The sequence below is a fragment of the Neobacillus niacini genome (assembly GCF_048572935.1).
GTDB lineage: Bacteria > Bacillota > Bacilli > Bacillales > Cytobacillaceae > Neobacillus > Neobacillus niacini.
The window spans coordinates 4,254,223-4,268,566 of record NZ_CP183883.1 but is presented as its reverse complement, the minus strand read 5'-3'; the positions used below and the strand labels follow the sequence as shown (position 1 = coordinate 4,268,566).

The window sequence follows — 14,344 nt, the reverse complement described above, 5'->3', positions numbered from 1 at the left end:
ATGTATGGCTTTAGAATCGTCGATAAACTACAAAAAATAGATGAAGATATCCAGCTTAATGAGCTCAAATATCATAATAAGCGTGTTTTAGTGAGTAAAGAATTTACTTTTGACGCAGCCCATCACTTACACTGCTATGAAGGAAAGTGCAAGAACCTCCATGGCCACACCTATAAAGTGGTCTTTGGGATTAGCGGCTATGTGGATCACCGAGGGTTAATGATGGATTTTGGTGATATCAAAGACATTTGGAAAAATGAAATAGAAATCCACCTTGATCACCGTTATTTAAATGAAACGCTGCCGCCGATGAATACAACCGCTGAAAATATCGTAGTCTGGATTTATGAAAAAATGAAAGAGGAATTAGAGGAAGAAGAGTACAAGGGTCGTTTCAATGGATCAAGAGTGGAATTTGTCCGACTTTTTGAAACTCCGACAAGCTATGCGGAAGCAAGAAGGGAGTGGATGGAGGAATGAAGAGAATTCCCGTACTAGAGATTTTTGGCCCGACAATCCAAGGCGAAGGGATGGTGGTTGGACAAAAAACAATGTTTGTTCGAACAGCCGGCTGTGATTATTCCTGCAGCTGGTGTGATTCAGCCTTCACGTGGGACGGGAGCGCCAAAGATGATATCAGACAGATGACTGCGGAAGAAATATGGTCAGAGCTAAAGTCCCTTGGCGGGGACAATTTCTCCTTTGTTACCATCTCAGGGGGGAATCCTGCACTTTTAAAGAATCTAGATTCACTGATTGATTTGTTAAAAGAAAAGCAGATTAATATTGGTATTGAAACGCAGGGAAGCAGATGGCAGGACTGGTTTTTGAAAATTGATGAACTCACGATCTCGCCAAAACCTCCAAGCTCGAACATGGAAACAAATTTTGAAATATTAGACTCTATTTTTATAAATTTAGATGAAAACCAGTTTGACAATAATGTTAGTTTAAAAGTGGTTATTTTCGATGAAGTTGATCTCGAATATGCAAGAATGGTTCATAAGCGTTATGAAGGCATTCCTTTTTATTTGCAGGTAGGGAATGACGATCTTACGAATGGTAATAATCAACAGCTAATCCAAAAGCTGCTTAATAAATATGAGTGGCTCGTCAATCGGGTAGTCGAAGACAGTCAGTTAAACAATGTCAAAGTACTGCCTCAACTACATGCCCTGCTTTGGGGGAATAAACGCGGAGTATAAATAATAAAGCCCAGGTGCTATTTTTATAATACATGCCGAATTGCCAGTTGTATTAGCTGTCTTGTTCTTAATCAAGTCACCAGCAAAAGTAGACTAAACGGAGATTTTCCGGTTAAATGCAAAATCAAGCTCGTTTTGGGGGAAATAAGAGGAGGTATTCCGCTTATATAAAGAAAAATGTGCCTTTTTCAAATTTTTCGAGTCAATAACCGGAATATCTCCGTGTATTTAAGCTTTTTTAATAATAATTTTTAAATAAGCGGAATTTCTCCTTTAAATTTACTTAGGCGGGCTTATCTGTATTTTTTAACAATTTCTTCTTAAAAATCCATCTAAGGAATGGGGGCACAGCAAAAAAGATAAACAGGAGCCGGAATAATTGGAATCCCGCGACCATCGATAAATCCGCTTTCACTTCATGTGCCAGTATCGCCATTTGATCGGCCCCGCCAGGAGTTAAGCTTAAAAAGCTTGTGGCAGGAGTGATATCGTAAAAATGGACAAGAAGCATGCTCATTCCTAACGATCCTACAACCATTACGATTCCGCTGACGATCGCAAGTGTAAGGATTTTGGTTTTATTCTCGAGCTTTTCTGGTTTTAACATTAAACCAATGTAGCTTCCAATCATGAATTGGGATAGATCTAATAGGAAGGTTGGCAGTTCCGGCCCGTGGTAACCGGAAATAGTCAAGAGAGCAGTGCAAACAATGGGTCCTAATAAAAATGGTGTAGGCGCATTTAGCTTTTTCCCAATAAAAGCAAAAACTAGGCATAATACCGCAAAAATTAGGAAGTTGGGAAAAAACGATCCCGTTTGTTCAGTAATGTTTAGCTTTAATCCCACTGAAGAATGTTTAAATAATGGGCTGCTAATTAAAAATGGAACGGAGAAAATAATGATAATCACGCGAGTTACTTGTAGAAAAGTAACAACCGTAAGATCAATCCCCTTTGCCTCTTCTGAAAAAGTAATCATCTGTGATAGTCCTCCAGGAATACTGCCAGTAAGGACGGTGGGGTAATCAATTCCGGATAGTTTAGATACAAAAAAAGCAATCCCAGCACAAAAGGAAATAAGAATAATGGTTAGGATCAGCATAATTGGAAGTTTTCCAACTATTTGAATGACAGCTTCTTTTGTCAGTGATAATCCAATCGAATATCCCAATAATACCAAGCCTGCATCCCTGATCGGTTTTGGCCACAATGCCTCAAATCCCCCTGCTCTAGAAGAAATTAAGACAGCACTCATCGGCCCAAGCAGCCATGGAATAGGAATTCCTAAAAATGAAAATAAGAAACCACCTGCAGCGGCTATGACGATGGTTATGTAAAAACGATTATTTTTAGTTTTATAATTGATCAAAAACATCCCCGCTAACATCTTTTTATCTATCATACCAAAAATGGCTAATACTGTAGACCATTAATAAAAATACAATTTATTTTCTTTTATTAAGTTAAGATGAAGTTTGCTTTAAGAGTAGGTAAAAATGCTAAAAATCGACACACACACAACCAGCAAGCGTTTAGAATCGAATAGGAGCTTAGGAGTTCTAAAAATCTGGAGGTGACAAGGTATGAAGAATATTCTTCGAACCGCTGTCCAGCAAAGAAGGCAATTTCTTATAGATAAACTGCTTAAATTGGGTGTGTTTAAAAAAGAAGATCGACATTTGTATGAATGGACTTTGAGTGACCTAGAGGAAGAATACAAATATATTGAAACTAGTAGTCTGGCTAAGGGAAAGTTAGACCAAAGTAACCAATTACAACAATAATCTGGTATATACTTAGATGAACACAAGGAAGGCCGGTTATATGACCGGCCTTTTCAAAACTCATTTACATTTTTTCGGTACCTAACTCGCCACGATCAACAGCCATAGGAGGTTGTTCCATCCATTTATTTTTAATCATGATGTTAGAGCCATCCTCTGAATACAATTGAATTTCTAAAGATAATCTGTTGTACATAACCCCCAGATCCATTCGAGGACTTTGAGACACACCAGTCCCGTAATAGCCAATACTTAAGCCAATTAACCCGGCAGTAAAGAACATAATCATTTTATCGGAAAATGTATACGATGTACTTGTTGTTACTTCAGCAGATAAAGTAGCTGGAACGGGAAGATTACACTCCTCTAATTTTTTCCCAAATAATCTAATATGTTTCTTACCAATGTCAATTCCTCTTAGCATAAATTGAATAACTTCCTTATCCTGCGCTACCTGACTAAATCCAATAAGAGTAGCTACTCCTAAAATATTTCGCTGGACGTTTGCATAGAGATTGCTTGCCTCTGCAACGATTAATGGTCTTTTTTCACCGATAACATCGAAAAGAAACGCTTGTTTATTGACAAATTCCACCTTCTCCATAGGTAAATGAGGAGACCTTATATACAAACCTTTTTCCAATAACAGATCCTTAGAAACTTTGTACAATTGCATGGTTTCAGAAACACATTCCATATAATAATCAGTAATGTCGGACCGTACCGCTGAAGAGACACTTGCTGAATAATTTGTGAGACCAATCTTTGCCATCTGGTGAATAAACTGAAGAACATAGCTGTCCGTAAATAATTTAGGAGCAGATAAATCAACATCTTCCTCTACTTTAAATCCATGAGGGACTGCGTAATTCTCCTCATTAAAAAAGGTCGTTAATTTCTCAATATGTTTCTTTGATAAATTTAAGGCAAATTCAATGACTGGTTTGATTTCTGGGTCTTCCACCTTTTCTAAAAAAAAGGTAAGAACACAAATACTGCCGCTGTCATTCATGTATTGAGCCCAAAGCTGAGCAAATTCAGCGGATGTAATCATTACTTTTTTGTCTATTTCCATTGTCCGACCTCCAATTACGGGATACCTCTTTCCATCATTTCCATTATAAAAAAATATATGTATGTAAATTGGGTAAAAAAAATTGAAAAGTACGGGCAAAAGGAATAGTAGTGAAAACGAAGGATGTAAATGGACCCTATCCAAAACGTTCATTATGTTAGTATGATGACTTAGAGGAAAAAAGAAATTAGTTAATTTTAGGTTTAAGAGGTGGAATAGACGTGGGACGAATGGAAAGAAGACAGCAAAGAATAACGTCTAAATGGGATTGGAGACAATTGATTTCAAAGGGTATAGCGAAGAAAATGATTGTAACTGGGTTGATTGCTGCCCTATGCGGACTCCTCATCGTAAATGTCTTTATTTGGACGAGTGATGTGAGCAAATTAAATAAACCAGCACCGCAGCCAACGATTATTTATGATCAAAAAGGAGAGATAGCCAGTAAAGTTTCCAACTCCAGTATTGAAGGTGTCGGAATTAAACAAATACCGAAAGTAATGGTTCATGCTGTTGTTGCTACAGAAGATCAACGTTTTTACAAGCATAATGGAATTAATTATTTCGCGATTATAAAGGCTTTCGTCAAAAATATGTTCAGTGGTGACATTGTTGCTGGCGGCAGTACAGTAACACAGCAGTTAGCGAAGAATGCATTCTTGACTCACGAACGGACGTATACTCGAAAGGTTAAGGAACTAATCATTACGAAAAAGATAGAACGCACATATTCCAAAGACGAAATTATGGAGAGATACTTAAATCAGATCTACTTCGGTGAGGGCGCATGGGGTATCCAAAGGGCTGCTAAAACGTATTTTGGAAAAGAGGCAAGTGAACTAACCTTAAGTGAGTCTGCCATGCTTGCTGGATTAATTAAAGCACCTTCCATACTCTCACCATTTAAGAATATGGAAAAATCAATTGAGCGGCGAAATCTAGTTTTATCCTTGATGGAGCAGGAAGGATATATTAATGCATCTGATGTTGAAAAAGCTAAAGCGCAGCCAGTGGTGTTAAATGAGGAAAACCTAGAAGATGAGTATGATGGAAAATATCCTTATTATGTAGACCATATTATAGAAGAGGCAATGACGAAATATCAACTTACAAAAAACGAAATCCTTTCAGGTGGACTTCATATTTTTACAGAATTAAATCCGACATTTCAAAAGGCGACAGAGGAAGTTTATCAGAATGATAACCTTTTCCCAACGAGTCCAGAGGATCAGCTTCTCCAAAGCGGGGCCATTTTCATCGATCCTAAAAATGGAGGCATTCAAGCACTAGTTGGAGGAAGAGGTGAGCATACCTTTTTAGGATATAACCGGGCCACGCAATTAATTAGACAGCCAGGTTCGACCATGAAGCCATTAGCTGTCTATACACCTGCATTAGAAGAAGGCTATGACGTCTTTGATTTGTTAGAAGATAGGCCGCTAAATATTGGAGGCTACCAGCCTAAGAATTTTGATAAGCAATATCGAGGCCAGGTAACGATGTATGACGCTGTCCTGAATTCGTACAATGTTCCTCCTGTTTGGTTATTAAATGAGATTGGTTTAGAAAAGGGCACGAAGTCGGTGGAGAAATTCGGTATTCCTTTACAAAAAGAAGACTATTCACTAGGGATTGCTCTTGGTGGTATGCACGACGGAACATCACCATTAATAATGGCACAAGCCTATAGCACTTTCGCTAATAATGGAACCATGACTGAGGCACACTCTATCCAAAAAATTGAGGATGCAGAAGGAAAGGTCATTGCTAAATGGAAGAGCAAATCCACTACGGTGACAAAACCAGAAATTGTTCAAAAAATCACGTACATGCTTAAAGGTGTTGTAGAAGAAGGGACTGGGAAGAATGCTTCCATAGATGGTGTTGATGTTGCTGGAAAAACAGGATCTACACAGCTGCCATTTGCTAACGATGCGGGAACAAAGGATCATTGGTTTGTTGGTTATACGCCTGACATTGTAGGAGCCGTTTGGCTCGGTTATGATCAAACCGATGAAAGTCACTACTTAGCGACAGCAAGCAGTGGAACCACACCCGTTATTTTTAAAGAAATAGTTTCAAAAGCAAAGTCAGAGCTATCTGATGAAAAATTTGAACTATCAAGTATTGAAAAAAAATACAAAACTGAAATCAAAAAAAGGAAAGAAAAAGAGGAAAAGGTAAGAAAAGAGCAGGAAAAAGAAAAACGAAACAAACATAAAGGAAATAGCAATAAGGAAAAAAACAAGGGAAAACAGGAAAAAGAAAAAAAGAAAGATAAAGAAAAAAAGAAAGACAAAGATAAAGAAGATGAAAATGACGAAGATGAGGATGAATAAAGTAAAGGGCGGGTCAGTGTTACCTGCCCTTATTTTTTTGTTTCCATTATGCTGCAAAGGTATAGAAGGAATTTATGAAGATGCGGCGAAATGTGTTAATGGATATTAAGAAGGGAGTTTTGATTTATGTATCGTTTTAAAGCCATTGACCACATTCAGCTAGCTGGTCCAAGAGGTTGTGAAGATTCAGCGAGGCAGTTCTTTATAGATATTCTTGGATTTGAGGAAATGGAAAAACCTGAAGAATTGAAAAAGCGCGGCGGTGTTTGGTTTCGAACTGGTAACACGCAAATACATATTGGTGTAGATGAACCTTTTACACCAGCGAAAAAAGCACATCCTGCCTTTGAGGTAGAAAACATTGAAGCGTTGAAAAAACATTTAATGGATAATGGAATAGATGTAATTGTAGATCATAACCTTCCGGGGGCCAATCGTTTTTATACAGCAGACCCCTTTGGCAACCGTATTGAAATACTGGAATGGAATAAATAGAAATAAATGCCCCCTTTTACCATAAAAATAAACTTTGAATATTCATTTGTGAAATGAATATTAGTTAAGTAGGTATTTTATCTTTAAGACCTTCAAAATGGGGGGGATTTTTTGAAAATTGAATACCAATATACTTTTAGTCTGCCGAGGAAAATGGTTTGGAAGTACATCAAGGATGAAAAGGTACTCATGAAGGCCATACCAAACTGCAGGACATTTTTGCAAAACACAAATGGAACATATCAAGCGGAAATCGATATTAAAATAGGACCACTAAAAGATGTTTTAACACTCGAGGTTACGCTGGATAAAGAGCAGCCATCGTCTTATTATCATCTGCTTCTAAAGGGAAAAGGTAATTTAGGGGAAATCAGCGGAAATGCACATTTATTCTTGAATGACCAATCAGGAAGCACACTACTCGATATCCAGGCTGAAGTGAATGTCACTGGAACCCTTTCTGGGGCAGCAGAGCGAATCATTAGTGGAGGAGCAAACAAGGGGATAGAAAACTTTTTCCAGAGTGTTGAAAAGGAAATAAAGAAAAACCTTTATCTTATGAGAAAAGGTAGAAAATAAGAAAAGCAACGAGGTTGATGTACTCACCCCGAAAGTTAGAGTGAAATCTAACTTTTTGGGGTCACATCATGAGCGTTGCTTTTTTTAGTTCTTACCTATTCATACTCTGGATAATTAGCTAATTCTTTTATGCCTTCAATCCAATCCTTAAAATTCGCATATTTATTGGCATCGAAACCAAAGTGCTTTTTAATTAACGTAATGGATTTGAGTTCTGTTTCATGAACAATTCCGTCTGAATAGACAAGGCGAAGAATTTCTGTAAGAACAATATGTTTGGAGCGTTCTTCTTTAAAAACCTTAAGAATATCATCTATCGCTAATCCTTTGATTTTATAATCCTCAAGATCCATTTCCTTCTGATACTTGGCGATAACAGGGTTTTCAAATATTGAGAAATTCCCATCAACGGTGGCCATTATATAAGCTAACTCTAGAAACGCTTCTTTCTCCTCTTGTTGAAGCTTATTCAAAAACATTATGTGTAGCTCCTTTTTCAATAAAAAATGAATTATGTTATTAGACATCTTATCAAGTTTAAATACCATTGTCTATTCTTTAATTGGTGGAAAAAGGAAAAATTCAGTTTTATAGCGAATAACTGATAGAATGGCAAAAAGGGAGGCAGGCTGGTATGGAAGAAGCTCTACCTTTGTTTATAACACCATTTCTTGGCGTATTGTGGTTTGTTAATTTGGTTTTTTTTATTAAAAATATAAAAGAAGAAAAAAGTACTCATAATCAAACAGTCTTGGGTTCTGTTTTAACTTTCTTTCTTATTTTTTCGTTTATGTATTTCATATTAAGTTTGCAATAAATTTAGGATTCATAAGTAAAATTATAAATATAAAGAGGGGCTGTATTCGTTTTGATAAGAACAGTGATCGTGGGTTTAATATCTTTTTTTCTGATAAGTTTTTTGCTAATTTCCGTTGGCAATTGGTTTGAGATTAAATGGTTAATGTTTCAATATTATGAAGAAACGGCAACAACCTTCTCAACGGGTGGTTCTGTCATCCCATTTATTATAGCGATTATTGTTACTTTTTTTATTGGAGAATCGTATCAAAAGAGACAGAAAGGTTAACGAAGGATCAAGTTTGGAACAGAGCAAGTCATTTAGTTTTTGAAAGGAGCAGAAATGTTTATTGTTAATGTAGAAGGTGCAATTAGGAAGACTGATAGGTGGCTGATTATAGAACGAAGCAAAAAAGAGGAACATGCAGGAGGGCTGCTTTCTCTTGTTGGTGGGACAGTCGATCAAGAAGGGAACTCATTAGATTTATTGGAAAGAAGTATAAAGAGGGAAATAGCTGAAGAAGTTGGTATAACAGTGAAAAACAAGCTCCACTATGTTCATAATACATCATTTGTAACTGAGAAGGGAGATCATGTTATAAATATTGTTTTTCTTTGTGAATATTCCACAGGGGAGGCATTTCCTAAAAGTCAAGATGAGATAGAAAATGTATGGTGGCTGTCCACAGAGGAAATTTTAAACCATCCGCAAGCACCTAGTTATTTAAAGGATAGCATTCGTAAAGCGGAATTATTGCTGCTATCTGTTTTTTAAAATCCTTGGAAATACAAATTTTATTTGAGGTAAATATAGATGAACATGAATACACAGCTTATTTTACTAGAGGGATTACCAGGATCAGGAAAGTCAACTAACTCACGAATTATTATGTCCCATCTAGACCAATTAGGGAAGAAGGTCAGATGGTTTCATGAAGTGGCCCGTCCTCATCCAACCCTGTTTTTCCATGAAGCAAATCTAACACTTTATGAGTATGAGGAGTTTTGTGGAAAATTCCCTAATATTAAGGGAATTCTTGATAGCATAAGTATTGTTATGAAAGATAGCATTAGCATTGACCTGCTAGAACTTGAATGGAACCATCAAACAGTAGGGAATAAAGAAGCCATAAATGCCATAAAAGAATATGACGTCTGGAACTATTCTTTACAAAAATATATACCTATTGCGATTGAAAAGTGGAGACACTTTGTAAAAGGTGTAAAAACGGAAAAGGATTACGTTGTCATATTAGACAGTAGTATTTTTCAATTTCAAATTTATACATTTTTAGAAAGAAATACTCCATTTGAAGATTTAGAGCATTTTGTTACTCAGCTGTTTTCAATCATTGCAGAATTAAATCCTGCACTAATTTATATCTACCGAGAAAATGTTGAAAATGCAATCATAAATATTGAAGAATCAAGGGGTATTGAGTTTTTAGAACGTATTTGGGAAAGAGATTCTCATCAACCTTATTACCAAAACCGACCATCAGGTGCTGAAGGCTACAGGGAATTTTTAAGAGACTACGATAAGTGGTCAAAACAATTATTTGAACTAACTCCATTCAAAAAGCTGGGAGTTGAAGTCTCAAATAAAGATTGGGGAAAGTATATTTCGGAGATACTCTCATTTTTAGAGATAGAAAAAGTAAACAAACAAAAAGCTATATATCCCAAAGGTAAATATGTTAATACATTGCTTAATCTAAAAATCGAAATCCAAGAAGGAAATTTTATAGATCCAAGTGGAAAGAAAAAGGCACTCATACCGAGAAGTCCAAATGAGTTCTACATAGAAGACGTACCTACCATCCTTAGGCATGAAGGACCTAATAAGATCATCATAAAAGACGGGCAATTAATCGAGCGTTGGACAAAAATTAACACAGAGTTTATTAAGGTTTAATCGTTTGATGTAGCGTTTCTGATACAAACAGAAGCGCTTTCTTTGTTGGGTCTTTAGGATGTGATATATATATAAATGTGGAATATCCAAATAATTTCCAGTTAATAATAAATTATATTAACATAATTTCGCTGTTTTAACATTGACTAAATTGATTCCTTCATTCGTAGAACAACTAGTCTAAAATTATTATTTAGAAAAACGGAGTTGATGAGGTGCACATATTGTTCAATAGCTTGTTTCTCATTGCCGGATTGAAGTGGGGAGATTGGAGGAATTGGAGTCAATACCATTCCACCATATTATTCTTTTGGTTTGGTGATTTGCTTTATAATTTCCTTTGTAAAAACTATCTAATGTGGGAGTACAAGGAGACGATGTTTGGTCAACATCTCTTGCCTAATCATTTAACCGTTTCATTATTAATTATGTTTGTCGCATATCCTGCATCTGTGTTGATTTATCTAGGAAATTTACCAGAAACAACAATGAAAAAGGCATTGTGGTTACTATTTTGGGTGACTTTATTCTCACTAGTAGAATACATAAATTTGCATTATCTTGACTTAATCGAGCATCATCACGGCTGGACAATGGCTTGGTCCGTTATTTTCAACTTACTTGTTTTTTTTATGCTTCTTTTACACTATAAATACCCAATAGTAGCATTAATCCTCTCCATACCAATCATTTTATTCTTTGTTATGTATTTTAAAGTACCAATATATTAACAGAAATTGAGAATATATTACGGAATGTAGAAAAAACTAAAGGAAAAATTAGGTTAAGGGGATTAAACATGGACTTAATGAAACCAATTAACATTAGTACAGATAAATTAGCACCCGAAAACCCATTTACTGCTGTCGAAATGGGTAAGCTTTGGGCTACCTATGTAGGGAATAGTATGTCTCACAAGATCTTGTTGTATTTTCTAAAGAATGTGGAAGACGAGGATATTAAAACACTGTTAGAAAATGGTCTTGCTCTCACTGTTGACTTTATGACGACGATTGAGAAGTTTTTTAAAAGAGAAAACTTTCCAATACCTGTAGGATTTACTCAAGATGACGTAAATCTCGGTGCCCCTCGTTTATTCGAAGACCAATTTTATGTGCATTATTTGAAATATGCTGCCAAAGCGGGATTAAGTTTATACGCGATTGCCATTCCGTTGGTAATGAGAGAGGACGTACGAGAATTTTTCATCCACTGTAATGAAACAACCACGATTCTGTTGGGTCAACTCAACAATGTATTGATCGAAAAAGGCTATATCATGAAACCTGCAGCCATTCCAGTCCCCCGAAGAGTTGACTTTATTAAGAAGGATACCTATTTGAATGGATTTTTCGGCGATGTACGACAATTACATGCACTCGAAATTACCCATCTATATGATAATATTGAAAACAATATCACGAGTAAAGCCTTGTTAATTGGTTTTGGCCAAGTAGCAAAAAAGGAAAAAGTGAGACAATTCTTTATAAGAGGAAAAGCGATTACGGACCGAGAAGTTCAGCATTTTCAGGATAAACTCCATAAGGAAAATTTACCGTTCCCATCCCAAATTGACCATTTAGTTACGGAGTCTACTTTTTCACCTTTTTCAGATCGAATCATGCTATTCCATAAAGTAGATATGTTTGCGATTAAAATTCGTTCATTTGCCAATTCCATGGCCGTAAATGGTAGAAGAGATATTGGTTTGATGTATATGAAGGCACTTTCTGAGGTTTCTTTATTTGTCGAGGACGGAGCAAATATTTTGATTGAACATGGATGGATGGAACAGCCTCCAAGGGCCATTGACCGTGATGAATTGGCATCTAAATAAGACTTTTTAAAAGTAAAGGATGAATTAGATGGAACCAAACCGAATAGCTTTGACGGCTCCAGAGATTTCAGGTTTATGGACGCAATTTATATTTGAAACCATGTCGATTTGTTTTATACGATACGCTCTTGAACACTTAGAAGACGAAGATATTATTGAGATATACAAAACATCCCTTGAGCTATCAGAAAGACATGTTGAAAAAGTGAAGGAGTTTTTTAAGGAAGAAAATTATCCGCTTCCAAAGGGCTTTACCGAGGAGGATGTAAATATCCATGCACCACGACTTTTCCAAGATCCTTTCTATTTATACTATATGTACATAATGACGCTTCAAGGGCTAACGGGTTATGCTCTTTCTGTGAGTACTTCTATTCGTGCTGATCTGCGTCAATATTTTATTACCTGTAATACGGAAACGATGGCGTTATTTGAAAAAATCATCGACGCTCTGCTCACTAAAGGGTTATTCTCACGACCGCCTGTCCTGACCCCGCCAGAAAATATTGACTTTATTAAACATCAAAGTTTTTTAACGGGCTGGTTTGGGGAACGTCGACCTTTAACGGGAATTGAAATAGGGGATATTACCTTTAATATGAATAAAATGCATATGCATATAGCATTAAAAGTTGGTTTTAGTCAAGTGGCTGCTTCAAAGAAGGTTCGCCAATACATTCAAAGGGGCATGGAAATTTCCACTAAACATATTGCTGCATTTGATAAAATATTTCGTGAGGAAATGCTCAATTGTCCTGTATCATGGCAATCCCATATTACCGACTCGACAACTTCACCTTTTTCAGATAAGTGGATGATGTATCAAGTCCAACTATCGTCCCAGATTGCCATTGCCTTTTATGGTGCCGCTTTAAGTGTAACATCCAGAGCAGATATTGCAGAAAAATATATGGCCATGACCACAGAACTCGTTAGATTTGCGGAAGACGGTGCTAATCTCATGATTGAAAATGGCTGGATGGAAGAACCTCCGAAAGCAAGTGACCGGAGAGCATTAATAAGAGGGAAAAAAGAGGGTATTGAAAATAATAAACAGGAAAAGTAAATTAGTTAAGGAGGGTAGATTCCAAATCTATCCTTTTTTATATGGGGTAATTAAGGGGGAAAGAGATGATAAAAGGTATTAATCATTTTTTATTTTCTGTAAGTGACTTAGAAAAATCAATAGAGTTTTATCAAAATGTGTTTGAGGCAAAGTTGTTAGTTAAGGGGAGAAGCACAGCCTATTTTAATTTAAAGGGAATGTGGCTCGCGTTAAATGTTGAAAAAGATATTCCACGTAATGAAATACATCATTCCTATACCCATATTGCTTTTACCATTGAGGATGAAGATTTTGAAACCATGTATGAAAAATTAGAGACATTAGGAGTCAACATTTTAACTGGCCGATTAAGAGATAGTAAAGATAAAAAATCCATTTACTTTACTGATCCAGATGGCCATAAATTTGAATTCCATACAGGTACATTGCAGGACAGATTAAATTATTATAAACAAGAGAAAAAGCATATGGAATTTTATTAATAAGACTTTCTTTGTCCAGACTTACTTTTTTGTTTCATTATTTAGAATAAAACAATTATAATGATAAATGGAATTAATCCTCAGCAAACCAGAATGGTTTGATTAAAGATTAATAGAAATCGCAGTTAACTAGGGTGGTTAGGAATGCGAACAGATTTCAAGAATTGGAAGCCATTAAATGTTTCTAACATCGTAAGCCTTTTTTCTGAAATTCCTATTACCTGGTGTTTGGCAGGGGGCTGGGCATTAGATATACATTTAGGTAAAAAGAGCAGGGAACATAGTGATATCGATGTAATCATACTTCGAGACCAGCATCAAGCTGCCTTCCAGCTTTTAAGCAGGGAATGGAAAGTATTTAAAGCAGAAGGTGGAGTACTTTTGCCCTGGAATGAGGGAGAATACTTAGCACACACAACCGATGTTTGGGTTAGTAAAAGTCATAACTCATCTTGGGCTTTTCAAATCATGTTAGTAGATACTGAAGACAAGAATTGGATTTATCGAAGAGAAAAGTCTATCAAAAAGCCTGTGAACGAATTAATCGTTAGAACATATGACGGAATTCCTTATTTAAGGCCGGAAATCCAGCTTCTGTATAAGGGAGGTTCATCAAAGATTCGTGGTAAGGATTTTGATGATCTTCAAACCACGCTTCCGATCCTAACATCACAAGAAAAAGAATGGCTCTCAAGCTCTTTACTGCAACAATTCCCACAAGGACATCCTTGGGTTGCCTATTTACAAAAGGGAATTTAATGAAGCTAGA

18 protein-coding genes are annotated in these 14,344 nt (G+C 36.3%); 15 read left to right on the top strand and 3 right to left on the bottom strand.

Annotated features, from left to right (window positions below; translation table 11 throughout):
* Nucleotides 1–480, top strand: coding sequence for a 6-carboxytetrahydropterin synthase QueD (gene queD / locus ACN6MT_RS21115; RefSeq protein WP_419887903.1), 480 nt, complete (start codon nucleotides 1–3; stop codon nucleotides 478–480).
* On the top strand, nucleotides 477–1,205 hold the full coding sequence (gene queE, locus ACN6MT_RS21110; RefSeq protein WP_419887902.1) for a 7-carboxy-7-deazaguanine synthase QueE: 729 nt from the start codon (nucleotides 477–479) through the stop codon (nucleotides 1,203–1,205). The genes queD and queE overlap by 4 nt, the downstream gene beginning before the upstream one ends.
* Nucleotides 1,206–1,488: 283 nt before the next feature.
* Here queE and ACN6MT_RS21105 read toward each other — a convergent pair whose 3' ends face one another.
* The gene (locus ACN6MT_RS21105) at nucleotides 1,489–2,574 is read right to left on the bottom strand and encodes an AbrB family transcriptional regulator (protein WP_419887901.1); all 1,086 of its coding nucleotides are present in this window, start codon (nucleotides 2,572–2,574) and stop codon (nucleotides 1,489–1,491) included.
* A gap of 214 nt (nucleotides 2,575–2,788) precedes the next feature.
* On the opposite strand from ACN6MT_RS21105, the gene ACN6MT_RS21100 reads away from it, so the two are divergent.
* A complete protein-coding gene (locus ACN6MT_RS21100; RefSeq protein WP_419887900.1) occupies nucleotides 2,789–2,989 on the top strand; it encodes a Fur-regulated basic protein FbpA in 201 nt (66 codons plus the stop codon).
* A gap of 64 nt (nucleotides 2,990–3,053) precedes the next feature.
* On the opposite strand, the gene ACN6MT_RS21095 is transcribed toward ACN6MT_RS21100, so the two are convergent.
* Complete coding sequence (locus ACN6MT_RS21095; protein ID WP_419887899.1) at nucleotides 3,054–4,064, bottom strand: DUF3231 family protein; 1,011 nt, start codon at nucleotides 4,062–4,064, stop codon at nucleotides 3,054–3,056.
* Between the two features lie 230 nt (nucleotides 4,065–4,294).
* Between ACN6MT_RS21095 and ACN6MT_RS21090 the strand changes: the two genes are divergently transcribed.
* From ACN6MT_RS21090 to ACN6MT_RS21080, 3 genes are all read left to right on the top strand, one after another.
* On the top strand, nucleotides 4,295–6,403 hold the full coding sequence (locus tag ACN6MT_RS21090) for a transglycosylase domain-containing protein (protein ID WP_419956499.1): 2,109 nt from the start codon (nucleotides 4,295–4,297) through the stop codon (nucleotides 6,401–6,403).
* Between the two features lie 126 nt (nucleotides 6,404–6,529).
* On the top strand, nucleotides 6,530–6,898 hold the full coding sequence (locus ACN6MT_RS21085) for a VOC family protein (RefSeq protein ID WP_419887898.1): 369 nt from the start codon (nucleotides 6,530–6,532) through the stop codon (nucleotides 6,896–6,898).
* A 111-nt stretch (nucleotides 6,899–7,009) separates the two neighbouring features.
* Entirely contained in the window at nucleotides 7,010–7,477 is a 468-nt protein-coding gene (locus tag ACN6MT_RS21080; protein WP_419887897.1) for a CoxG family protein, read from the top strand.
* Nucleotides 7,478–7,572: 95 nt separating this feature from the next.
* Here the strand turns inward: ACN6MT_RS21080 and ACN6MT_RS21075 are convergent, their stop codons facing one another.
* Nucleotides 7,573–7,956, bottom strand: a complete 384-nt coding sequence (locus tag ACN6MT_RS21075; protein ID WP_063252453.1) for a hypothetical protein — start codon at nucleotides 7,954–7,956, stop codon at nucleotides 7,573–7,575.
* Between the two features lie 155 nt (nucleotides 7,957–8,111).
* On the opposite strand from ACN6MT_RS21075, the gene ACN6MT_RS21070 reads away from it, so the two are divergent.
* The 9 genes from ACN6MT_RS21070 (at nucleotide 8,112) to ACN6MT_RS21030 (ending at nucleotide 14,334) form a co-directional block, all read left to right on the top strand.
* Nucleotides 8,112–8,294, top strand: a complete 183-nt coding sequence (locus ACN6MT_RS21070; RefSeq protein WP_419887896.1) for a hypothetical protein — start codon at nucleotides 8,112–8,114, stop codon at nucleotides 8,292–8,294.
* Nucleotides 8,295–8,345: 51 nt separating this feature from the next.
* Nucleotides 8,346–8,564, top strand: coding sequence for a hypothetical protein (locus ACN6MT_RS21065; RefSeq protein ID WP_419887895.1), 219 nt, complete (start codon nucleotides 8,346–8,348; stop codon nucleotides 8,562–8,564).
* 54 nt (nucleotides 8,565–8,618) lie between these two features.
* Nucleotides 8,619–9,050 (top strand): NUDIX hydrolase, encoded by a 432-nt coding sequence (locus ACN6MT_RS21060; protein ID WP_419887894.1) that lies wholly within the window; start codon nucleotides 8,619–8,621, stop codon nucleotides 9,048–9,050.
* A 39-nt stretch (nucleotides 9,051–9,089) separates the two neighbouring features.
* On the top strand, nucleotides 9,090–10,190 hold the full coding sequence (locus ACN6MT_RS21055) for a hypothetical protein (protein WP_419887893.1): 1,101 nt from the start codon (nucleotides 9,090–9,092) through the stop codon (nucleotides 10,188–10,190).
* A 215-nt stretch (nucleotides 10,191–10,405) separates the two neighbouring features.
* Entirely contained in the window at nucleotides 10,406–10,921 is a 516-nt protein-coding gene (locus ACN6MT_RS21050; RefSeq protein ID WP_419887892.1) for a CBO0543 family protein, read from the top strand.
* A 68-nt stretch (nucleotides 10,922–10,989) separates the two neighbouring features.
* A complete protein-coding gene (locus ACN6MT_RS21045) occupies nucleotides 10,990–12,027 on the top strand; it encodes a DUF3231 family protein (protein ID WP_419887891.1) in 1,038 nt (345 codons plus the stop codon).
* Nucleotides 12,028–12,055: 28 nt separating this feature from the next.
* A complete protein-coding gene (locus ACN6MT_RS21040; RefSeq protein ID WP_419887890.1) occupies nucleotides 12,056–13,093 on the top strand; it encodes a DUF3231 family protein in 1,038 nt (345 codons plus the stop codon).
* Between the two features lie 65 nt (nucleotides 13,094–13,158).
* Nucleotides 13,159–13,575 (top strand): FosM family fosfomycin resistance protein, encoded by a 417-nt coding sequence (fosM, locus tag ACN6MT_RS21035; protein WP_419887889.1) that lies wholly within the window; start codon nucleotides 13,159–13,161, stop codon nucleotides 13,573–13,575.
* A 144-nt stretch (nucleotides 13,576–13,719) separates the two neighbouring features.
* On the top strand, nucleotides 13,720–14,334 hold the full coding sequence (locus ACN6MT_RS21030) for a nucleotidyltransferase domain-containing protein (protein ID WP_419887888.1): 615 nt from the start codon (nucleotides 13,720–13,722) through the stop codon (nucleotides 14,332–14,334).
* The last annotated feature ends 10 nt before the right edge of the window (nucleotides 14,335–14,344 follow it).